The 20,639-nt window shown below is 66.4% G+C and carries 16 protein-coding genes and 1 tRNA gene; 12 read left to right on the top strand and 5 right to left on the bottom strand.

Translation table 11 applies throughout. The annotated features are described in order from the left end of the window. Window positions 1–52: 52 nt before the first annotated feature. Genes Q4543_RS01130 through pbpC form a run of 3 tightly spaced genes read left to right on the top strand, consistent with a single transcriptional unit; the run spans window position 53 to window position 7,957 of the window. Window positions 53–5,398, top strand: coding sequence for an alpha-2-macroglobulin family protein (locus Q4543_RS01130; RefSeq protein WP_303435859.1), 5,346 nt, complete (start codon window positions 53–55; stop codon window positions 5,396–5,398). Further along, window positions 5,395–5,955 carry a putative glycolipid-binding domain-containing protein gene (locus tag Q4543_RS01125; RefSeq protein WP_216006089.1) on the top strand — a complete coding sequence of 187 codons (561 nt, stop codon included), beginning with the start codon at window positions 5,395–5,397 and terminating at the stop codon, window positions 5,953–5,955. Before Q4543_RS01130 ends, Q4543_RS01125 begins: the two co-directional genes overlap by 4 nt. Continuing rightward, a complete protein-coding gene (gene pbpC / locus Q4543_RS01120) occupies window positions 5,948–7,957 on the top strand; it encodes a penicillin-binding protein 1C (protein WP_303435858.1) in 2,010 nt (669 codons plus the stop codon). Before Q4543_RS01125 ends, pbpC begins: the two co-directional genes overlap by 8 nt. Here pbpC and bktB read toward each other — a convergent pair. Together bktB and Q4543_RS01110 are read right to left on the bottom strand one after the other, a co-directional pair. Beyond that, a complete protein-coding gene (gene bktB, locus Q4543_RS01115; protein ID WP_303435857.1) occupies window positions 7,954–9,141 on the bottom strand; it encodes a beta-ketothiolase BktB in 1,188 nt (395 codons plus the stop codon). The two genes, pbpC and bktB, sit on opposite strands and share 4 nt — an antisense overlap. A 321-nt stretch (window positions 9,142–9,462) precedes the next feature. Continuing rightward, window positions 9,463–10,800, bottom strand: coding sequence for a mechanosensitive ion channel family protein (locus Q4543_RS01110; protein ID WP_303435856.1), 1,338 nt, complete (start codon window positions 10,798–10,800; stop codon window positions 9,463–9,465). 346 nt (window positions 10,801–11,146) lie between these two features. Between Q4543_RS01110 and leuC the strand changes: the two genes are divergently transcribed. Continuing rightward, complete coding sequence (gene leuC / locus Q4543_RS01105; RefSeq protein WP_303435855.1) at window positions 11,147–12,568, top strand: 3-isopropylmalate dehydratase large subunit; 1,422 nt, start codon at window positions 11,147–11,149, stop codon at window positions 12,566–12,568. Between the two features lie 64 nt (window positions 12,569–12,632). Here the strand turns inward: leuC and Q4543_RS01100 are convergent, their stop codons facing one another. Beyond that, window positions 12,633–12,809, bottom strand: a complete 177-nt coding sequence (locus Q4543_RS01100; protein ID WP_303435854.1) for an HVA1 family protein — start codon at window positions 12,807–12,809, stop codon at window positions 12,633–12,635. Between the two features lie 301 nt (window positions 12,810–13,110). Here Q4543_RS01100 and leuD point away from each other — a divergent pair, with 301 nt between their 5' ends. Beyond that, window positions 13,111–13,716 carry a 3-isopropylmalate dehydratase small subunit gene (gene leuD, locus Q4543_RS01095; protein WP_303435853.1) on the top strand — a complete coding sequence of 202 codons (606 nt, stop codon included), beginning with the start codon at window positions 13,111–13,113 and terminating at the stop codon, window positions 13,714–13,716. 219 nt (window positions 13,717–13,935) lie between these two features. Here leuD and Q4543_RS01090 read toward each other — a convergent pair whose 3' ends face one another. Both Q4543_RS01090 and Q4543_RS01085 read right to left on the bottom strand, forming a co-directional pair. After that, window positions 13,936–14,598, bottom strand: coding sequence for a 3-oxoacid CoA-transferase subunit B (locus tag Q4543_RS01090; protein WP_368502142.1), 663 nt, complete (start codon window positions 14,596–14,598; stop codon window positions 13,936–13,938). Between the two features lie 17 nt (window positions 14,599–14,615). After that, window positions 14,616–15,269, bottom strand: a complete 654-nt coding sequence (locus tag Q4543_RS01085; protein WP_303435851.1) for a CoA transferase subunit A — start codon at window positions 15,267–15,269, stop codon at window positions 14,616–14,618. On the opposite strand from Q4543_RS01085, the gene Q4543_RS01080 reads away from it, so the two are divergent. From Q4543_RS01080 to rpsQ, 7 genes are all read left to right on the top strand, one after another. Then, the gene (locus tag Q4543_RS01080; RefSeq protein ID WP_368502141.1) at window positions 15,264–16,466 is read left to right on the top strand and encodes a hypothetical protein; all 1,203 of its coding nucleotides are present in this window, start codon (window positions 15,264–15,266) and stop codon (window positions 16,464–16,466) included. The genes Q4543_RS01085 and Q4543_RS01080 overlap by 6 nt on opposite strands. 62 nt (window positions 16,467–16,528) lie before the next feature. Beyond that, window positions 16,529–17,419 carry an endonuclease/exonuclease/phosphatase family protein gene (locus tag Q4543_RS01075; RefSeq protein ID WP_303435850.1) on the top strand — a complete coding sequence of 297 codons (891 nt, stop codon included), beginning with the start codon at window positions 16,529–16,531 and terminating at the stop codon, window positions 17,417–17,419. Between the two features lie 66 nt (window positions 17,420–17,485). Continuing rightward, window positions 17,486–18,589, top strand: a complete 1,104-nt coding sequence (leuB, locus tag Q4543_RS01070; protein ID WP_303435849.1) for a 3-isopropylmalate dehydrogenase — start codon at window positions 17,486–17,488, stop codon at window positions 18,587–18,589. Window positions 18,590–18,754: 165 nt separating this feature from the next. Beyond that, window positions 18,755–19,732 carry a DMT family transporter gene (locus Q4543_RS01065; RefSeq protein WP_303435848.1) on the top strand — a complete coding sequence of 326 codons (978 nt, stop codon included), beginning with the start codon at window positions 18,755–18,757 and terminating at the stop codon, window positions 19,730–19,732. A gap of 45 nt (window positions 19,733–19,777) precedes the next feature. Then, window positions 19,778–19,854, top strand: a tRNA-Pro gene (locus Q4543_RS01060). A 186-nt stretch (window positions 19,855–20,040) separates the two neighbouring features. Next, entirely contained in the window at window positions 20,041–20,247 is a 207-nt protein-coding gene (gene rpmC / locus Q4543_RS01055; RefSeq protein ID WP_216002336.1) for a 50S ribosomal protein L29, read from the top strand. 11 nt (window positions 20,248–20,258) lie between these two features. Further along, entirely contained in the window at window positions 20,259–20,585 is a 327-nt protein-coding gene (rpsQ, locus tag Q4543_RS01050) for a 30S ribosomal protein S17 (RefSeq protein WP_216002337.1), read from the top strand. The last annotated feature ends 54 nt before the right edge of the window (window positions 20,586–20,639 follow it).

Genomic DNA, 20,639 nt, shown 5'->3' with positions numbered 1-20,639 from the left:
CAAGCAGGGCAGGCCCACCATGGTGGCAGGTTCCTTGGGAGGGGAGTTGAACATGCTGCGTTTGCTGGGTGCCCTTGCGATGTTGTGCCTTGCAGGGGCCGCCATGGCGCAGGAGCCGCTGCTAGAGCGGCGCATCGTGGTCAGCCGCGATACAGATTTCCATGGTGGCGATCTGCAACCGCTGTTCGACAGCACCTTGGCGAGCTGCGAACAGGCCTGTCTTGGCAACCCGTCCTGTCAGGCTTTCACCTTCAATGCCCGTTCGAACGCCTGTTTCCCCAAGGTCGGCGTGACCCGGCGCGTGCCTTATGAGGGGGCCACATCTGCGGTTGTGATCGCGACCGATCCGGCGGTTCGTGCCCGCGCCGCGATGCGGGCGCAGGATCTGGCGTTTCTTGGGGCGCTGGAGGCGGCGCGCGGCGAGGCTGCCGCCCTCGGGCTGCGCCATGGCGGCGGCGCATCGACATTGGCAGACTTGCGAGAGGCCGCCCGCGCCGCGCAGGCGAAAGGCAAGCTTGCGGAGGCGATGAACTGGACCGGCGCCGCGCTGGCGCAAAGCGATTCCGGCGCCGATTGGCTGGCCTATGGTCAACTCGAGATGCGCCTTGCCAGCACCCGTCGCGACAGCTCGGCCGACAGCCTGCAACAGCGCGCCAAGCTGGCGGCGATCAACGCTTGGCTGCGGCTCGGCGAAGCCCCGGCGCAGGCCGAGGCGATGCTGTTGCTGGCCGAAACGCTCGAGGCCACCGCCGCGCCGCGCCTGTCAGTGCCCGCGCTGCGGCTGGCGGCGCAGGTGGCACCGTCCGATCGCTTTACCGCCGCGCTGGATCGCGCCGTGGCGCAGTTCGGCTTTCGCATCACCGACCACGTGGTCGAGGCCGACAGCGCCGCGCCGCGCATCTGCGCCGAATTCTCCGATCCGCTGATCCGTGCCGGGCAAGACTATGCCCACTATGTCCGGCTGCCCGATGCAAAGCTGGCGGTGGTCGCCGAAGACCGCCGCCTGTGTGTCACCGGCATCGAGCACGGCGCGCGTTACCGGCTGACCTTTCGTGCCGGGCTGCCCGCCGCCGATGGTGAAACGCTGGCCCGCGATGTCGAGATCACCGCCTATGTTCGCGACCGAACGCCCTCGGTCCGCTTTCCGGGCCGCGCCTATGTGCTGCCTCGCAGCGCCGATGCGGGGCTGCCGGTCGAGACTGTGAACCTCAGCTCGGTGGCGCTGACCCTGTACCGCCTGTCCGACCGAAATCTGGTGCGGGCGATGCAGGACGGGTCTTTCGCCGCGCCGATGTCGCACTGGCAGTTGCAGCAGTTCTCCGAGCAGCTGGCCGAGCAGGTCTGGACCGGCACCGGCGAGACCGGCAATCAGCTCAACGCCGACATGCTGACGCGGCTGCCGATGGCCGAGGCCATCGCGGGGCAACCCGCCGGGATCTACGCGCTGGCCGCCTCGGTGCCCGGCGCAGACCCATGGGACAGCGCGGCGGCGACGCAATGGTTCGTGCTGTCGGATATCGGGCTGACCAGCTTTGACGGCAGCGATGGGCTGACCGTGATCGCGCGCGGGCTGAGGGATGCCGCGCCGCTGGCTGGGCTGGACGTGGCGCTGGTGTCGCGGGCCAACGCGGTGCTGGGCCGGGCGGTGAGCGATGCGCAAGGCGTGGCGCGCTTTGCCGCCGGGCTGACACGCGGCACCGGGGCGGGGGCGCCGGCGCTGATCACCGCGGCGCGGGGCGAGGATGACATCGCCTTCCTGTCGCTGAGCGATCCCGCCTTCGATCTGTCGGATCGGGGCGTCGAAGGGCGTGCGCCTGCCGGGCCGCTCGATGCGTTCCTTGCCACCGACCGGGGGGCCTATCGCGCGGGTGAGACGATCCATGCCACCGCCCTGCTGCGCGATGCAAATGCGCAGGCGGTGGCGGGCGTGCCGCTGACTGCCGTGCTGACCCGCCCCGATGGGGTGGAACAGGCGCGCCTCGTCTCGGCCGAGGGGCGCGCGGGCGGCCATGTCTTTGATCTGCCGCTGTCCAGCGCCGTGCCGCGCGGCACATGGCGGCTGGAGCTGTTCGCCGATCCTGCCGCCCCGGCGCTGGCCGCCTCGACGCTGCTGGTCGAGGATTTCACCCCCGAGCGCATCGACGTCACTTTGGCGCTGCCGCAGCCGCTGCGCGCGCTCGAGGTTACGGCGCGCTATCTGTTCGGCGCGCCCGGTGGTGATCTGGCGCTGGAAGGTGAGGTCGCGGTGCTGCCGCAAACCACGCTGGAGGCATGGCCGGGCTATCGCTTTGGCCGCCACGACGATGACGCCGCGCCGCAGACGCAGGCGCTGCCCGGCGATCTGCGCACCGATGCGTCGGGATTTGTGCGCATCCCGCTGGCGCTGCCGGAGGCGCCTTCTGGCCGCCCTGCCAGCCTCCGTGTGACGCTGCGGGCTTCCGAAGGTTCGGGCCGTCCGGTCGAGCGCGAGATCACCGCCGCGATTCCCCCCATCGGCCCGATGATCGGCATTCGCCCCGAGTTCGACGGCACCCTGCCCGAAGGTGCCGAAGCGTCGTTCCTGTTGCAGGCGGTGGGCGGGGAAATGCCAGTGACATGGCAGGTCAACCGGGTGAGCACGCGCTATCAATGGTACCAGCTTTACGGCAACTGGAACTGGGAGCCGATCACCACGCGCGAAACCGTTGCCTCGGGCGCGGCGATGCTGGGCGACGATCCGCTGCGGATCACCGCAGACATCGACTGGGGCGATTACGAGCTGGTGGTGGCGCGCGAGGGCGGCCAGTATCTTGCCTCGTCCGTCGGGTTCGAGGCGGGCTGGTATGCGCCCGCCGGGGCGCTTGCCAGCCCTGACACGCTCGAGCTGTCGCTGGATCGGGAACGCTATCGCGCGGGGGATACCGCGCAGCTGCGCGTGGTGCCGCGCGCGGCAGGCGAGGCGCTGGTGACGGTGCTGGCCGACCGGGTGATCTCGATGCAGTCGGTGACGCTGGCCGAGGGCGAGAACACCATCGCCCTTGAAGTAAGCGACGATTGGGGCTCCGGCGCCTATGTCACGGTACAGCTTGTGCGCCCGATGGATGTGGCGGCGGGGCAAAACCCGGCGCGTAGCCTTGGGCTGGCCCATGCGGCGCTTGACCCCGAGGGCAAGGCGCTGACGGTCGCGTTCGATGCGCCCGATCAAAGCGCCCCGCGCGCGCCGTTGAACGTCAGCCTGACCGCCGAGGGCGCCGATTGGGTCACCGTCGCGGCTGTGGATGTCGGGATCCTTAACCTGACGGGCTATCAAAGCCCCGCTCCGTCGGCGCATTACTTCGGCCAGCAGCGGCTCGGGGTCGAGATCCGCGACATCTACGGTCGCCTGATCGACGGGATGAACGGCGCGATGGGGAAGATTCGCTCGGGCGGCGATGCTGGCGCGTCGATGCGGATGCAAGCGCCGCCGCCGACCGAAGAGTTGGTGGCGCGGTTTTCGGGCCCGGTGGCGGTGGTCGACGGGCGGGCCGAGTTCAGCTTCGATCTGCCCGATTTCAACGGCACCCTGCGGCTGATGGCGATCGCATGGTCCGATGCGGGCGTCGGGCAGGCCGAAGCAGATGTGCTGGTGCGCGACCCGGTGGTGATAAGCGCCGCGCTGCCGCGTTTCCTGTCGCCGGGCGATCAGACGCGGCTGCTGCTGGAGCTGACCCATGCCTCTGGCCCGGCGGGCGAGATGCCGCTGCAGATCAGCGCCAAGGGGCTGACGCTTGGCGACGCTCCGCAGGTGGTGCTCGAGCAAGGCGGCACGCAGCGCATCGCCTTGCCGCTGCTGGCGGGGGAGGTGGGCGATCACAGCATCACGGTGGCGCTGACCACGCCCGACGGCAAGCGGTTGGAAAAGCGTCTGAGCGTCGGCGTACGCGCCACCGATCCGCCGGTGGGGCGCACCCGGCGGTTGGTGCTGGGACCGGGGCAGAGCCTTGTGCTCGATGGCACCCTGCTGGAAGGGCTGCACCGCGAGGGCTCTGAACTGCTGCTGTCGGCGGGGCCGCTGGCGCGGCTCGATGTGCCGGGGCTGCTGGCCTCGCTCAGCCGCTATCCCTATGGCTGCACCGAACAGGTGACCTCGCAGGCCTTGCCGCTGTTGTACCTGTCGGATGCGGCACAGGCGCTGGGCCTTGGCGATGATGCCCGCATCGCGCAGCGCATTGCCGAGGCGGTGACGGTGGTGCTGACCCGGCAGAACGCCAACGGCGCCTTTGGTCTGTGGCAGGCCGGGTCGGGGGATTTCTGGCTCGACGCCTATGTCACCGACTTCCTGTCGCGGGCGCAGGCGGCGGGGCAGGATGTGCCCGCGCAGGCGATGCAGGCGGCGCTCGACAACCTTGCCAACCGGATTTCATACGCGCCCGATTTCGAAGATGGCGGCGAGGATATCGCCTATGCGCTGATGGTGCTTGCCCGCGAGGGGCGCGCCGCCGTCGGCGATCTGCGCTATTACAGTGACGCGCGCGGCGAGGCCTTCGCCACGCCGCTTGCCCGCGCCCAGCTTGGCGCGGCGCTGGCCAGCTACGGCGACCAGCAGCGCAGCGACGCGATGTTCCTGCGCGCTGCCGCCGCGCTGTCGCGCGAGGCCGGGACCGGCTGGCGCGACGATTACGGATCGGAGCTGCGCGATGCGGCGGGGGTGCTGTCGCTGGCGGCGACGGCCCGCTCTGACGTGATCGACCGCGAGGCGCTGATCACCCGCATTTCCGCAGTGGACCGCCCGCTGTCGACGCAGGAACAGGCATGGTCGCTTCTGGCGGTCCATGCCCTGACCGGGGACGCGGGCGCGGGGCTGGCCATCGACGGTCTTGCGGTTGATGGCCCGCTGATCCGGCGTATCCCCGGCGATGCGCTTGACCGGACAGAGATCGCCAACACCGGCCCCGGCCCGGTGCCGCTGACCCTCACCACGCTTGGCGTGCCGGAGGGTGACACGGCGCCCAGTGGCTATGGCTACAGCCTGCAGCGGGATTTCTACAGGCTCGACGGCACACCGGCGTCCTTCCCGGCGCAGCAGGGGGAGCGCCTTGTTGCCGTGCTGACCATCCGCCCCGCCGAGGATCGCCGCGCAAGGCTGATGATCGACGACGCGCTGCCCGCCGGGTTTGAAATCGACAACCCTGCGATCCTGCGGGCCGGTGACATCCGGGCGCTGGATTGGCTCGACACCGCCGAGCCAGAGCACACCGAGTTTCGCGCCGAACGCTTCCTTGCCGCCCTGACGCAGGAGGGGGGCGAGCCCATGCGCCTCGCCTATGTCGTGCGGGCGGTGTCTCCGGGGATGTTCCACCACCCGGCGGCGCTTGTGCAGGATATGTACCACCCCGAATACCGCGCCACCACCGCGTCGGGAGACTTGGAGATCAGATGACAGAGACCCTTACGACCATCCGCTGGCGGGCGCTCGACCGCGACGGCGAGGACAAGTGCCGGCTTGCGCAGCTTGGCGATGGCTACATGCTGATCGGCCATGCGCGGTTTCGCGACGGCGCGGGCTGGGCGGCGCTGGATTACGTGGTGCGCATCGGGGCCGACTGGAAGACGCTGTCCGCCGATGTCACCGGCCGCCACGGCGGCGATGATGTTGCGGTAAAGCTGGTGCGCAGCGGCGCGGACTGGACGCTGAATGGCACTGCGCAGCCACAGCTTTATGGCTGCGAGGATGTGGATTTCGCCTTTACCCCGGCGACCAACCTGATGCCGCTGCGCCGTCTGCCCGATGTCGGGCGATTGACAACGCAGGCCGCATGGCTGCGCTGCCCCGGACCGCCCGGATCTATGGTGGTGACGCTAAGCCAGAGCTACACGCGCGAGCGCGGCCAGCTTGTCGCCTACAAGGCCGAGGAAACCGGCACCTGCCAGCAGCTTGTGGTCGGGCCAGACGGCTTCGTCATGACCTATCCGGGACTGTGGGAGGCGGATGGCTAGGCTATTCGTTCTTGTCGCCCTGCTTTGGGGGGCGGGGTTTGCCCGTGACCGGGCCGACGACTGGATCGCGCGCACCGACCTGCCGGTGCTGGTGCACGCCACCTCGCCCGAGATCCGCGACAGGGACGGGGCGATGCTGCGGGCCTATACCGTGGAAAACGGTCTGTGGCGCATGGCCATCAGCGCCGATGCCATCGATCCCGCGCTGACAAAGATGCTGATCGCCTATGAGGACCGACGGTTCCTGTCGCATGGCGGCGTCGATCCGTGGGCGGCGCTGCGGGCGGGCTGGCAGGTGGTGGTGTCGGGCGGTGTGGTGTCGGGGGCCTCGACGCTGACGATGCAGGTGGCGCGATTGCTCGAGGATGGGCCGACCGGCAACTGGCAGGGCAAGCTGCGGCAGGCCCGCGTGGCGCTGGCGCTGGAACGGCGGCTGAGCAAGGCGCAGATCCTGCAACTATACATGGAGCTGGCCCCCTATGGCGGCAATATCGAAGGCCTGCGCGCAGCGTCGCTGACATGGCTCGGTAAAGAGCCGCGCCGCCTGACCCCTGCCGAGGCGGCACTGCTGGTCGCCTTGCCGCAGTCGCCCGAAACCCGCCGCCCGGATCGCCACCCCGAACAGGCGCGCGCCGCCCGCAATCGGGTGCTGGCCCGGATGGCGCGGGCGGGCGTGCTCGACAGCGATACGGCGCAGGTTGCAATGCGGGCTGCCCTGCCGGGGGCGCGGCGCGCCATGCCGATGCTTGCGCCGCATCTGGCCGACCGGGCGCTGGCGCAAGGCGTTCGGCGGGTCACGCTGGATGGCGAGCTTCAGCAACGGCTCGAGACGCTGGCGCGCGCCTACATGACCGGCCGCGATGCGCGCCTGTCGGTGGCGCTGCTGGTGGCGGATCATCAAAGCGGCGAGCTGCTCGCCTCGGTCGGCTCTGGCGGCTATGCGTCAGGGCGCGGGCAGGGGTTCGTCGATATGAGCCATGCGCTGCGCTCGCCCGGCTCGACGCTGAAGCCGCTGGTCTACGGGCTGGCCTTCGATCGGGGGCTGGCGCATCCCGAAACGCTGATCGCCGACACGCCCGTGATGTTCGCCGGCTATGCACCGCAGAATTTCGACGGGGTGTTTCGCGGAGAGCTGCGCGTCGCCCGCGCGCTGCAATTGTCGCTGAACATTCCCGTGGTGCGGCTGACCGAGGCGATGGGCCCGGCGCATCTGATGGCGGCGATGCGCGCCGCCGGGATGGACCCGCAGCTGCCGGGAGGGCGTGCCGGGCTGGCTGTCAGCCTTGGCGGGGTTGGGGTGACGTCGCTGGAGATGCTGAGGCTTTACGCCGCGCTGGCGCAGGGCGGCGAGGCCCGCCCGCTGCGCTGGGATATGGAGGCCGCTGCAACCGCGCCGCAGCGCATCCTCAGCCGCAGGGCGGCGTGGCAGGTCGGGCATGTGCTTGCAGGTCTGGCGCCGCCCGCCGCGTCGGGGCCGCCGGGGCAGGTGGCGTGGAAGACCGGCACATCCTATGGCCACCGCGACGCATGGGCGCTGGGCTGGGACGGGCGCTATGTCGTGGCGGTGTGGATCGGGCGGCCCGATGGCACCCCGGTGCCGGGGGCCTTTGGCGGCGATCTTGCCGCGCCGCTGCTGTTCGAGGCGCTGGGCCGGGTGCGCCCCAAGCCGGTTCCGCTGCCCGCGCCGCCGCCCGAGACGCTGCTGGTGAGCAACGCCGATCTGCCCGTCAACCTGCGCCGCTTTGGCGGCGAGACCCGCGCCGCGCCGCTCGAGGTGATCTTTCCGCCCAGCGGAGCCCGGCTGCTGCAAGACGGCGTGGGCATTGCGCTGAAGCTGCGCGGCGGACAGCCGCCCTTTACCGTGCTGGCCGATGGCGAGGTCGTCGCCACGCAGCAGCGCGGCCCGCTGCTGACCGTGCCGCCGCGCGGGCCGGGGTTCACCACCTTGTCGGTGATCGACGCGGCGGGTCGGACGGGCCGGGTGTCGATCGAACTGCGCTAGAGCCGCTCGATCGCCAGCGCGATGCCCTGACCGCCGCCGATGCACATGGTGATCAGCGCCCGCTGCCCGTCGATGCGCTCAAGCTCATACAGCGCCTTGACCGTCAGGATCGCACCGGTGGCCCCCACCGGATGCCCCAGCGCGATGGCTCCGCCGTTGGGGTTCACCAGATCTGGATCGAGATCCAGCGCGCGGTTCACCGCCAGCGCCTGTGCGGCAAAGGCCTCGTTCGATTCGATCACGTCGAAATCGCCGATGGCCAGCCCGGTGCGGGCGCATAGCGACTCGACCGCCGGGATCGGCCCAAGGCCCATGACCTCGGGGCGAACCCCGGAATGGGCATAGCCCAGCACGCGGGCGCGGGGAGTCAGCCCGGCGGCCTTCGCCGCATCTGCCCGCGCCAGCACCAGCGCCGCCGCCCCGTCGTTGATGCCGCTGGCATTGCCCGCCGTCACCGAGCCGCCCTTGCGAAAGGCCGGGCGCAGCGCCGCGAGCGCTTCGGCGGTGGTGGGCTTGGGATGCTCGTCGGTGTCGACCAACGCCACGCCGCGACGCGACGACACCTCGACCGGCACGATCTGCGACGCAAAGCGCCCCGCCCGGATTGCCGCCGCCGCCCGTTCCTGGCTTTCCAGCGCAAAGGCATCCTGATCCTCGCGGCTGATGCCGCCCGCATCCGCGACGTTTTCCGCCGTGATGCCCATATGCCCGGTGCCAAACGGACAGCTGAGCGCGCCGATCATCATGTCGACGCTGGTGATGTCGCCCATCTTGCGGCCAAAGCGCTGATCCTGAACGATGTGGGGCGCGCGCGACATACACTCTGCCCCGCCGGCCAAGGCGAAATCCGCATCCCCCAGCATCAGCGATTGCGTCGCCGAGACGATCGCCTGCGCCCCCGATCCGCAAAGCCGGTTGACGTTCATCGCGGGCACGGTCTCGGGCGCGCCCGCATCCATGGCGGCCACGCGCGACAGGTACATGTCGCGCGGTTCGGTGTTGATGACATGGCCGAACACTACGTGCCCCAGCTGGTCGCCCGCAACCCCGGAGCGCGCGAGCGCGGCGCGGGCGGCGATGGTTGCAAGGGTGGTTGGCGCGACGCTCGACAGGCTGCCCCCGAAGGTCCCGATGGCAGTGCGGGCACCGTCAAGAATGACGATGTCGTCAGAGGTGAGGGTCATGAGGTCTCCTTCCCGGATGGCCGGTCCACGGCTGTCACGCCGAGGATGACCGCGCGCGGAAAGGATGTCAGCCGCGACGTCCCGTCACTGGCGCAAAGACCTTGGCCGCGCGGGCGGGACTCTTGGCCTGCGGCGCAGCAGCACGCGTAGCCGTCGCAACCAGCGCGGCAGCACCGCCCGGGGCGGCGCGCCGCGACTGGGCACATGCGGCCCGATGGTCTTGTATCGCTGAGGCGCGGCAGGCGGCGGCTGGTAGCGTGAATGCTCTGTCATCTGCCGCAGTCTGCACGTTTGGGGTTGATGAGAGGTGAACTGCGCCGCTCAGTCGCGGATCGCTGGCAAGGTTTCGTTCACCACGCGAACCTCGCGTTGCGGGAAGGGAATGCTGATGTCGTTCGCCTTGAAGGCATCCCACAGCGCAAGATAGACGTTGCCCCTGATGTTGGTCAGCCCTGCGGACGGGTCCGAGATCCAGAAGCGCAGGATATAGTCGACGGAACTGTCCCCGAAGCCAACGATATGGCAGACCGGTTGACGATCTGTCAGCACCCGACCCACGCCAGCGGCCGCGTCGATCGCGACCTGTCGCACCAGATGCGGATCGTCGCCATAGGACGTGCCGAAGAAGATATCGAGCCGCACGAAATCGTTTGAATGAGACCAGTTGACCACCTGTCCGGTGATCAGATCCTCGTTCGGGATCAGGTATTCCTTGCCGTCGCGCGTGGTGATCGAGACATAGCGCGCGCCCAGCGAGTTGATCCAGCCGAAGGTTTCGCCAAGGCTGATGACGTCGCCGGGTTTGATCGACTTGTCGAGCAGGATGATCACCCCCGAAACGAGGTTGGACACCACCTTTTGCAGGCCGAAGCCGAGCCCGACGCCGATCGCCCCCGACAGCACCGCAAGGCCGGTCAGGTCGACGCCGACCAGCTTCAGCGCCATGAAGAACGCCGCGCCATACAGGCAGACCTGCAGGAACTTCACTGCCAGAACCTGCATTGACGGGCTGATGCTGTCGTTGCGCCGGATGCTCGCGGCCCCGGTGCCCGCAAGGAATCGCGCCAGCGCCACCAGCGCCACCAGCAGCACGACCGCCTGTACCGCAAGCCAGAGCGACAGGCGCGAGTCGCCGATCTGGATGGCGACGCTCTCCAGCAGGTTCTGGGTTTCGTCGGCCAGCCCGACAATCGAGATGGTCACCCAGGTCCAGGCCGCGTAGCGCATCAGCGAGCGCGCCCCCGGGTTGACAATCAGCCGGGTGGCAAAGGCGATCAGCAGCCAGGCGCTGGCAAGCTCGGCGATGATCGCCAGAAGATACGAGCGCGACGGCCATGTCACCTCTTTCATCACGTTGACCACAATCCAGATCAGCACCACGAACAGCATCATCCGCAGGCGCCGCTGCACCATGATCAGCAGCCGCATCCGCCATGTGGGCCAGCCTTCGCGGCTGCGCATCCAGTCGCGCAGCGCCGGGGTGAACCAATGCGCCAGCAGATGTGCCAGCACGAACACCGCCACCGCGATGCCAAGCTGGTAGAAATTCCAAGGCCGCAGGAAGGTGGCCAGAAACCCTTCTGCCAGCGTTAGCAGATCCTGCAAGGTTGCGAGCAGGGCGTGGAAGGGGCTTTGCTGCGTCGCCTCGGGCTGGTTCATGCGGCCTCCTTGAAGAAGGCCAGATTTGCACCCTGCATGGCGCGGGGCAAGGGGGCAGAGCGGAGCGGGCGAGGCCGCAGCAGAGCATCGGGCGCAATCGCCCGGCCTTGCGTGGCCGATGCGCCGTCGCCACAACAGGGCAGGGCGGCCCGTTGATTGTCCGGCCCTTGCACGAGACGCGCTTGCGCTGTATCTGATCCGACCATGAAACGCATCTTCGACATGGACGACCGCGCCCGCCTGCCGTGGCGTTTCCACGGTGCCCGACGCACCGCGCGCGCCAGCCTATAAGGCCGGGCCATCCGCCCCTCAGACTTTGTTCAATCTTCATCCAGGGAGAGGACCCATGTCCCCCAAGACGCTCTACGACAAGATCTGGGATGCCCACGTTGTCAGCGAAGACGAAAACGGCACCTGCCTTCTGTATATCGACCGTCACCTCGTACACGAAGTGACCAGCCCGCAGGCCTTCGAAGGTCTGCGCCTGAGTGGCCGCAAGGTACGCGCGCCCGAGCGCACCATCGCCGTGCCCGACCATAACGTGCCCACCACCGAAGGCCGCGAGACTCACATCGAAAACGAGGAATCGCGTATTCAGGTCGACGCGCTCGACAAGAACGCCCGCGACTTCGGCGTGAACTATTACCCGGTCACCGATGTCCGTCAGGGCATCGTGCACATCGTCGGCCCGGAAAACGGCTGGACCCTGCCGGGCATGACGGTGGTCTGCGGCGACAGCCACACCGCGACCCACGGCGCCTTTGGCGCGCTGGCGCATGGCATCGGCACCTCCGAGGTCGAACACGTGCTGGCCACCCAGACGCTGATCCAGAAGAAATCGAAGAACATGAAGGTCGAGATCACCGGCAAGCTGCGCCCCGGTGTGACCGCAAAGGACATCACCCTGTCGGTGATCGGCAAGACCGGCACCGCCGGCGGCACCGGCTATGTCATCGAATATTGCGGCGAAGCGATCCGCGATCTGTCGATGGAAGGCCGGATGACCGTCTGCAACATGGCGATCGAAGGCGGCGCCCGCGCTGGCCTGATCGCGCCGGACGAGACCACCTTTAACTACGTCAAGGGCCGGGCCCACGCCCCCAAGGGCGCGCAGTTCGAAGCCGCGCTGGCATGGTGGAAGACGCTGTACTCCGATGACGACGCGCATTGGGACAAGATCGTCACCCTCAAGGGCGAAGAGATCGAACCGGTGGTCACCTGGGGCACCTCGCCCGAAGACGTGCTGCCGATCTCGGCGCTGGTGCCCGCGCCCGAGGATTTCACCGGCGGCAAGGTCGCAGCGGCCAAGCGGGCGCTGGACTACATGGGCCTGACCGCCGGTCAGAAGCTGACCGACATCGAAATCGACACGGTGTTCATCGGCTCCTGCACCAATGGCCGCATCGAGGACCTGCGCGCTGCGGCCGAGATCCTCAAGGGCAAGAAAAAGAAGGACGGCATCCGCGCCATGGTCGTGCCGGGATCGGGCCTCGTGCGCGCGCAGGCCGAGGAAGAAGGGCTGGCGCAGATTTTCATCGACGCCGGGTTTGAATGGCGTCTTGCGGGCTGTTCCATGTGCCTTGCGATGAACCCTGATCAGCTTGCGCCCGGCGAGCGCTGCGCCGCCACCTCGAACCGCAACTTCGAAGGGCGTCAAGGCAAGGGCGGACGCACGCATCTGATGTCGCCGGCGATGGCCGCGGCTGCCGCGATCACCGGTCGGCTGACCGATGTGCGCGAACTGACGGACGCGCCGGTTCCCGCCTGAGCCGATACAAGACCTGACTTGGCCGCGCCCGAAATTCTCGGGCGCGGCTTTTGCATGCCGACCGTCACGCCTTGCGCAATGCGCTGTGCGACTTGACAGCCTCGTCGCGGTGCTGCTGGGCAATGCGGTAGGCCGGCACGTCCTGCGACCCACCGCGGGTGATCTCGGTGCCCTCGATCTTGAGAGTGGTCTTGCGGGGGTAGACTTTTGCCACCGTGCCGGTTCCGGTACCATTGCCCAAGCCTCAGGCGACGCAGATGCCTTCTTCGGAACTCATGTGAGACTCCTCTGGAGTTCCGGAGCAACCGTCTTGACGGTCAAGCCGTTCTTTGCGCAGAAGGTCGACGTTCAACCTGAAAGGCGCTTCGGATTTTCGGGGGGCTTTGGTTGATCCGCTGATCGTGATGACCTTCGGCAGACATGCGGCCAGCCGCCGCGCACTGGCGTTTTCACCGCGCGGGGGTCCTGCGATGCTTGTCGCGCGCGCGGATTTGTCATAGGGAAATCTGGATCCGCACGGGGCGGGGCCAGGAGAAGACGCCATGGAAAAATTCGAGAAACTCACCGGAATCGCAGCACCGATGCCGCTGGTGAACATCGACACCGACATGATCATCCCCAAGCAGTTCCTGAAGACGATCAAACGCTCAGGCCTCGGCGTACACGCCTTCGACGAGATGCGCTACAACCAAGACGGCTCGGAGAACCCGGAGTTCGTGCTGAACCGGCCCGCCTACCGCGCGGCACAGGTGATCGTCGCCGGTGACAACTTTGGCTGTGGCTCGTCGCGCGAACACGCGCCTTGGGCACTGGCCGACTTCGGGATCAAGGCAGTGATCTCGACCTCGTTCGCCGATATCTTCTACAACAACTGCTTCAAGAACGGCATGCTGCCCATCGTGCTGCCGCAAGAAGCGGTCGACGTACTGATGAAGGACGCGGAAAAAGGCGCCAATGCCCGCATGACCGTGGACCTCGAGAACCAGGTTGTCACCACGTCGGACGGCGAGACATTCTCGTTCGAGATCGACGCCTTCAAGAAACACTGCCTGCTCGAAGGTCTCGACGACATCGGCCTGACGATGGAAAAAGTCGGCGCGATTGACAGTTTCGAAGCTCAGGCTGCCCAAAGTCGCCCTTGGGTCTGAACACGGACAGCTCGGATTGCAAAGGCGGGTTGTTTGCCCCGCCTTTCGTCGTTTCGCCCGATGCGCATGTTGGCGGGGCGGGATGCCTCCGGCGGGGATATTTAGAGCCAGAAGAAATCAGAGCGCTGCGCCCCTGCTTCTTCTGGCCTGAAATATCCTGGGGGTCCGGGGGTGAAACCCCCGGTGAATCGGATCGCGGTATGGCGATCCGAAACGTCGTCAGACGGACAGCGACAAGTTCATTTGAGGCACATCCCCTTTGATGACCAGCTCTGCATCGGTGGCGGCGATCACCTCCTCGATGCTGTAGCCAGGGCCGGTTTCCAGAAGGTGAAGGCCGTCATCAAGGGGGGCCATCACCGCCATCTCGGTGACAATCAGGTTCACCCGCCGCTGCGACGTCAGTGGCAGCGTGCATTCCGGAACGATCTTTGACACCCCTTTGGCGGTGTGGATCATCGCCACGATCACCTTTTTCGCACCCGTCACAAGATCCATCGCGCCGCCCATGCCGGGCACGAACTTGCCGGGAATCATCCAGTTGGCAAGGTGGCCCTTGGCATCTACCTGCAATCCTCCGAGCACGGTCAGATCGAGATGCCCGCCCCGGATCAGGCCGAAGGAAAACGCGGAATCGATGATCGAAGCCCCGGGCACTGCCGAGGTGAAACTGCCGCCCGCGTCGGTCAGGTGTCTGTCTGTCATGCCTTCGGGTGGGCGGTGGCCAAGGCCCACCACGCCATTCTCGGACTGGAAGAACACCCCGAGGCTTTCATCCAGATGGTCTGACACCAGCGTCGGAATGCCGATGCCAAGGTTCACCAGTGTTTTCGGGCGAATTTCGAGCGATACGCGCCGCGCTATGATTTCCTTGGGGGCCATGGTTTCGAAATCCATCATTACGCTGTCCTCTTGATCACGTGATCGACCAGAATCCCCGGCGTCTTTACCGCGTCCGGAGGGATGACTCCGACGGGCACGATCTCTTCGGGTTCGGCGATCACCACGTCAGCGGCAAGCGCCATGATCGGGTTGAAGTTCGTCGCGGACAGCATGTAGGTCAGGTTGCCCACGTAATCGCAGCTGCGCGCCGCGATCAGGGCAAAATCCGCGCGCAGCGGCTTTTCAAGCAGGAACGGCTTGCCGTCCACCTCGATCACCTGCTTTCCCTCGGCGATCAGCGTGCCCAGGCCGGTCGGGGTCAGGATCCCGCCCAGCCCCATGCCGGCGGCGCGGATGCGCTCGACAAGGGTTCCCTGCGGCACCAGTTCGACTTCTATCTCGCCCGAGCGCATCTTTTTCTGCACATCCGGATTTACGCCGATATGGCTGCCGATGAACTTGCGCACGCAGCCTGCCTTGACCAATGGTCCAACCCCCGTGTCTGGCCGGGCGGCATCGTTTACGATCATCGTCAGGTCCTTTTTCCCGGAGGCCGCCAGCGCATGTACCAGCCCGTCCGGAGTGCCGACGCCCATGAAGCCGGACAGCATCACGCGGGCGCCATCGGGGATCATTGCCACGGCCTCTTCCAGGGTTATTGCCAGATGCATCAGGGTGGTCCTTTCCAGACGTCAGCGGTCGGTATCCTATCAAGGCCTGTTTTCGCAGCGCGGCCATGCGCTGCATCAAATCGGAGTGGATTAAGCCGGGAACGTGCTGCGGCGCCCTGCAGCCATAGAATGTTGTGTGTGATCGCGTATCGCGCCGAAATTTCGGAAAAGTTGATGCAAAAACGCACCGATTCATTCACGAAAATGCCCGGATTCGGCTGTCTTACTGAACCACTCCTTGCTGAACATGGCGAAAGGCGGCAAAAATTGGGCAACAATGAGGCAAGCCGTCGCAAAGGCGGGGTCAGGTACAAATCAGGGCATGGCATCAGGCCACGCCCGGCCGGGCCGAAGGGGCAGAAAGCAGTGATCAGCCGCATGGTGCACGCGGGCGCGCGTGCCATACTTATCGCATTGCTCGTGGCAATGCCGGCGCTCTTTCTCGCCGAGCGTTCGCAGGACGGCGCGCAGATCATTGCGTTGGTGGCGCTTGTCGCTGCCCTTCTGACCTTTGTCGAATACGTCGGCGACTACCCGTCGATCATCGAATTCCGCGATGCGCCGCCGTTCAACCGCATCCGTTTTCTGGCGCTGCTCTTCACCGTTCTGACACTGACCCTCATCGGCCGGGGCGAGACGCATCCGAGCTCGCTCAGCCTGCTGTTCGAACATGTGGGCAGTGGCGTGGGCAATCTGCTGGATTTCCCCTACTCGCCGGTGCGCTTGATGGTGCTTGTCGCCACCGACGAGATGACGCCGCGCCAGATCGACATGATGCGCACCGGTGCCGGGCTGTCCTATCTGGTGTCGCTGGTGGCGATCACCTCTTTCATTTTCATGGTGCGGGTGCTCGACTGGCCGGTCCGGCGCGGGGCATTCAATTTCTGGATCAACTTGCCGCTGTTCGATCCGGCGGTGGGCAAGGATGTGCTGTATCGGCTCAAGCGGGACGGCAAAGTTAACGTCGCCTTAGGGTTTCTTCTGCCATTCCTGATCCCTGCCATCATGAAGATGGCGACCGAGATCATCGATCCGATCTCGTTGACCGAACCGCAGACCCTGATCTGGACGATGAGTGCATGGGCCTTTCTTCCGGCAAGCCTGATCATGCGAGGCATCGCGCTGACACGTATCGCCGAACTGATCGAGGAAAAGCGTCGCCGCGCCTACGAGCAGGCCGATTTGCAGGCTGTCTGACCCCTCTGCTCTGGGCCTGTCTCTGGCTGTGTCTCTGGGCGCCTCCGCTGCGGGCAGAGCCTGTGACGCTGGCAACCTGGAATGTCGATCTGACGCGCAGGGGGCCCGGGTTGCTGCTGCGTGACCTGCTCAAGGGTAAACTGGGGCTTGTGGTTGGCGAGATTGCGCAAGCCGATCCTGATGTGCTGCTGCTGACCGACATCGATCACGATCACGACGGGGTGGCACTGGCGCAGCTTGCGAGGATGCTGGCCGAGGCGGGCGCGGTCTATCCCTATCGACTCACGGCGCGGCCCAACAGCGGCATGCCAACCGGGCTGGATCTGGATGGCGACGGGCGGCTTGGCGGCGCCGGGGATGCGCAGGGCTACGGGGAATTTTCCGGGCAGGGCGGCATGGCGGTGCTGTCGCGGCTGCCTGTGACGCTGGAACGTGATTTCTCGGCGCTGCTCTGGGCCGATCTACCGGGCAATCTGCGCATCGCCGAAGACCCCGCGCCGGATTTGCAACGGCTGTCGTCGTCGGCGCATTGGCAGCTGCGACTGGGCAGCGAGCCGCCGCTGTCGCTGCTGGCATGGCACGCCACCCCGCCGGTGTTCGACGGCCCCGACGATCGCAATGGCCGGCGCGGCGCGGATGAGCTGGCGCTGTGGCTGCGGCTGCTCGACGGGGCGCTTGGCGCGCCGCCGCAGATTCCGGTGCTGATCGGCGATGCCAATATCGACCCGGCGCGCGGCGAAGGGCGCCACGACGCGATCCGCGCCGCGCTTGACGATCCGCGCCTGCAAGACCCGCTGCCCGGCACCGACACGGTTATCTGGGAGCAGACCGGCCCGATGCGGGTTAGCTATATCCTGCCCTCGGCCACGCTCACCGTGCTGGGCGCGCAAACCCGGCCTCCGATCGCCGATGATCCGCATCGCATGGTGCTGGTCACCCTCGATCTGCCCTGATTTCTTGACCATCACCGCGCGGAAGGCTAGGCGAAACGGGACAATTCCGAGGAGAGGACACGTCTCATGAGCAACCCTTCGCTTCTGATCCTGCCGGGTGACGGCATCGGCCCCGAAGTCATGGCCGAAGTGCAGCGGATCATCGGCTGGTACGGCGACAAGCGCGGCATCACCTTCGACGTATCCGAGGATCTGGTCGGCGGCGCGGCCTATGACGCGCACGGCACGCCGCTGCACGATGACACCATGGCGAAGGCGCAGTCTGTCGATGCGGTGCTGCTGGGCGCTGTGGGCGGGCCGAAATACGACGTTCTGGATTTCTCGGTAAAGCCCGAGCGCGGCCTGCTGCGCCTGCGCAAGGAAATGGACCTGTTCGCCAACCTGCGCCCTGCGCAGTGCTTTGACGCGCTGGCGGATTTCTCGTCGCTCAAGCGCGATGTGGTTGCGGGCCTTGATATCATGATCGTGCGCGAGCTGACCTCGGGCATCTATTTCGGCGAGCCGCGCGGCATCATCGAAGAGGGCAACGAGCGCGTCGGCATCAACACCCAGCGCTACACCGAGTCGGAAATCGACCGGGTGGCGCGCTCGGCGTTCGAGCTGGCGATGAAGCGCGGCAAGAAGGTCTGCTCGATGGAGAAGGCCAACGTGATGGAATCGGGCATTCTCTGGCGCGAGGTGGTCACCGAGGTCGGCAAGGACTACCCCGAGGTCGAACTGAGCCACATGTATGCCGACGCCGGCGCGATGCAGCTGGTGCGCTGGCCCAAGCAGTTCGACGTGATCGTCACCGACAACCTGTTTGGCGACCTTTTGTCGGATGCTGCCGCGATGCTGACCGGTTCGCTGGGGATGCTGCCGTCGGCCTCGCTTGGCGCGCCGATGGACAATGGCCGCCCCAAGGCGCTTTACGAGCCGGTGCATGGCTCGGCCCCCGACATCGCCGGGCAGGGCAAGGCCAACCCCATCGCCTGCGTGCTGAGCTTTGCCATGGCGCTGCGCTACAGCTTTGATCTGGGCGAGGAGGCCGAGCGGCTTGAAGCCGCGGTGAACAAGGTGCTGGCGGATGGCGTGCGCACCGCCGATCTGCTGGGCGAAGAGGGCGTCACCCCGGTGTCGACCAGCGGCATGGGCGATGCGATCCTTGCGGCGCTCGACGCCAGCCTCTGATACCGCTACCGCCCCCGTGGCAGGCACGGGGGCGGGGCTTTGTGCGAAACTTCGCAGGCGCGCAAAGCGCTGCGTTGACCATCGCGGGATAAGCTTTCAGAGCTAGGGGCAGGGCTGTGCGAGTCGGGCCCGAATTCTGCAACTCATCCACCGGACCTTCCCGCCATGAGCCACAACGCAAAAGGTGCGCTGTTCGCACTGCTGTCCTTCGGGATTTTTTCGGCGCACGATGTGATCGTGAAGATGCTTGGCGCCCATTACGCGCCGTTCCAGATCGTGTTCTTTTCGGTGCTGTTCAGTTTTCCGCTGGTCAGCCTGATGCTGATCCGGGACACGACGCCGGGCCACCTGCGCCCGATCCACCCGTGGTGGACGGCGCTGCGCACGGTGTCGGCGGTGATCACTGGCTTTTGCGTATTCTATGCCTTTTCCGTGCTGCCGCTGGCGCAGACCTACGCGATTCTGTTCGCGCAGCCGCTGCTGATCACCGTGCTGGCGATTCCCATCCTTGGCGAAACGGTGCGGCTGCGGCGCTGGCTGGCGGTGCTGGTGGGCCTTGCGGGGGTTCTGGTGGTGCTGCGCCCCGGCGGCACCGAGCTGACGCTGGGCCATGCGGCGGCGCTGGTGGGGGCGTTCTCTGGTGCGCTCTCGGCCATCGTGGTGCGCAAGATCGGCCATGAGGAACGCTCGGTCGTGCTGATGATCTATCCGATGACGACCAACTTCATCGTCATGGCCTGCGCGCTGCCCTTTGTCTACAAGCCGATGCCGCTGGAACATCTGGGCGGGGTGTTTGTCATGGCGGCCTTTGCGCTGGTCGGGGGGCTGGTGCTGATCGCGGCCTATCGCAAGGGCGAGGCGGTGATCGTCGCGCCGATGCAATATTCCCAGATGTTGTGGGCGACGCTGTACGGGGCGCTGTTCTTTGCCGAATGGCCGGACGGGATGACGCTGCTTGGGGCGGCGCTGATCATCGGGTCGGGGGTTTATATCGTGCTGCGCGAAGGTCGCACGAGTGTCTCCGAGAACACCCCGGTGCTGCGCACCCGCTCTCGTTTCGAGACCGGCACCTCGCTGCGTCTGGGGCCGATGATCCGCGCCATGAAGCGCCGCGAAAAAGTCATGCAAGAAACCACGCGATGACCCCTTGCCAAGCCTGCCGGGCTGGGCTATTCCGCCCGCCACGGTCGGGCTGTAGCGCAGCCTGGTAGCGCACCTGCTTCGGGAGCAGGGGGTCGGAGGTTCGAATCCTCTCAGCCCGACCAGTTTGAAAAAGACGCCTTCGGGCGTCTTTTTTGTTGGAGCTTCAGGCGTCGCGTCCGCATCGCAAAGATCCTTGCCAAGCTGACGTAACGCGCCTATAGAGCGCCTTCATCCACCTCCACCGGGAATCAGGGTGACCCGCGTAACGACGGGGCTCTCCGGTGATGTTGTAACAAAGGAGCGACCATATGGACGCGAAAGAGCTCAGCTCGAAGACCCCGGATCAGCTCCGGGATCAGCTTCTGGCGCTGAAGAAGGAGGCCTTCAACCTCCGCTTCCAGAAAGCCACCGGACAGATCGAAAACTCCGCACGCATCCGTCAGGTGCGTCGCGATGTGGCACGCGTGAACACCGTGCTGAACCAGAAAGCCGCTGCCGCGGCTTCGGCGGAATAAGGAGCAGACCCATGCCCAAGCGTATCCTGCAAGGCACCGTGACCTCCACCGCCAACGCTCAGACCGTGACGGTTCAGGTGGTTCGCCGCTTCAAGCACCCCGTGCTGCAGAAGACCATCAAGAAATCCAAGAAATACCGCGCCCATGACGAGGCAGGGTTGTTCACGGTCGGCCAGCAGGTCTCGATCCGCGAATGCGCGCCGAAGTCGAAGACCAAGCGCTGGGAAGTGATGACCGCCGACATGCTCGAAGAGCACAACGCGGCCCGCGCCGAGAACGCCAAGATCCAGCAAGAACTGGATGCGCAGCGTCACGCGGAAAAGGAAGCCGCTCACTAAGAGCGCAGACGGGCAGAGGTGACCTCTGCCCGTACGACTTTAGCGAAACCCCAG

Source organism: Salipiger sp. 1_MG-2023 (genome assembly GCF_030547555.1).
Classification (GTDB): domain Bacteria; phylum Pseudomonadota; class Alphaproteobacteria; order Rhodobacterales; family Rhodobacteraceae; genus Salipiger.
Note: the sequence above shows the minus strand (reverse complement) of the source record. Positions and strands in the feature narration are given on the sequence as shown.

Coding starts and splice junctions, on each gene's coding strand:
- Q4543_RS01130 (WP_303435859.1), top strand. CDS start 53: ATGCTGCGTTTGCTGGGTGCCCTTGCGATGTTGTGCCTTGCAGGGGCC.
- Q4543_RS01125 (WP_216006089.1), top strand. CDS start 5,395: ATGACAGAGACCCTTACGACCATCCGCTGGCGGGCGCTCGACCGCGAC.
- pbpC (WP_303435858.1), top strand. CDS start 5,948: ATGGCTAGGCTATTCGTTCTTGTCGCCCTGCTTTGGGGGGCGGGGTTT.
- bktB (WP_303435857.1), bottom strand. CDS start 9,141: ATGACCCTCACCTCTGACGACATCGTCATTCTTGACGGTGCCCGCACT.
- Q4543_RS01110 (WP_303435856.1), bottom strand. CDS start 10,800: ATGAACCAGCCCGAGGCGACGCAGCAAAGCCCCTTCCACGCCCTGCTC.
- leuC (WP_303435855.1), top strand. CDS start 11,147: ATGTCCCCCAAGACGCTCTACGACAAGATCTGGGATGCCCACGTTGTC.
- leuD (WP_303435853.1), top strand. CDS start 13,111: ATGGAAAAATTCGAGAAACTCACCGGAATCGCAGCACCGATGCCGCTG.
- Q4543_RS01090 (WP_368502142.1), bottom strand. CDS start 14,598: ATGGCCCCCAAGGAAATCATAGCGCGGCGCGTATCGCTCGAAATTCGC.
- Q4543_RS01080 (WP_368502141.1), top strand. CDS start 15,264: ATGCATCAGGGTGGTCCTTTCCAGACGTCAGCGGTCGGTATCCTATCA.
- Q4543_RS01085 (WP_303435851.1), bottom strand. CDS start 15,269: ATGCATCTGGCAATAACCCTGGAAGAGGCCGTGGCAATGATCCCCGAT.
- leuB (WP_303435849.1), top strand. CDS start 17,486: ATGAGCAACCCTTCGCTTCTGATCCTGCCGGGTGACGGCATCGGCCCC.
- Q4543_RS01065 (WP_303435848.1), top strand. CDS start 18,755: ATGAGCCACAACGCAAAAGGTGCGCTGTTCGCACTGCTGTCCTTCGGG.
- rpmC (WP_216002336.1), top strand. CDS start 20,041: ATGGACGCGAAAGAGCTCAGCTCGAAGACCCCGGATCAGCTCCGGGAT.
- rpsQ (WP_216002337.1), top strand. CDS start 20,259: ATGCCCAAGCGTATCCTGCAAGGCACCGTGACCTCCACCGCCAACGCT.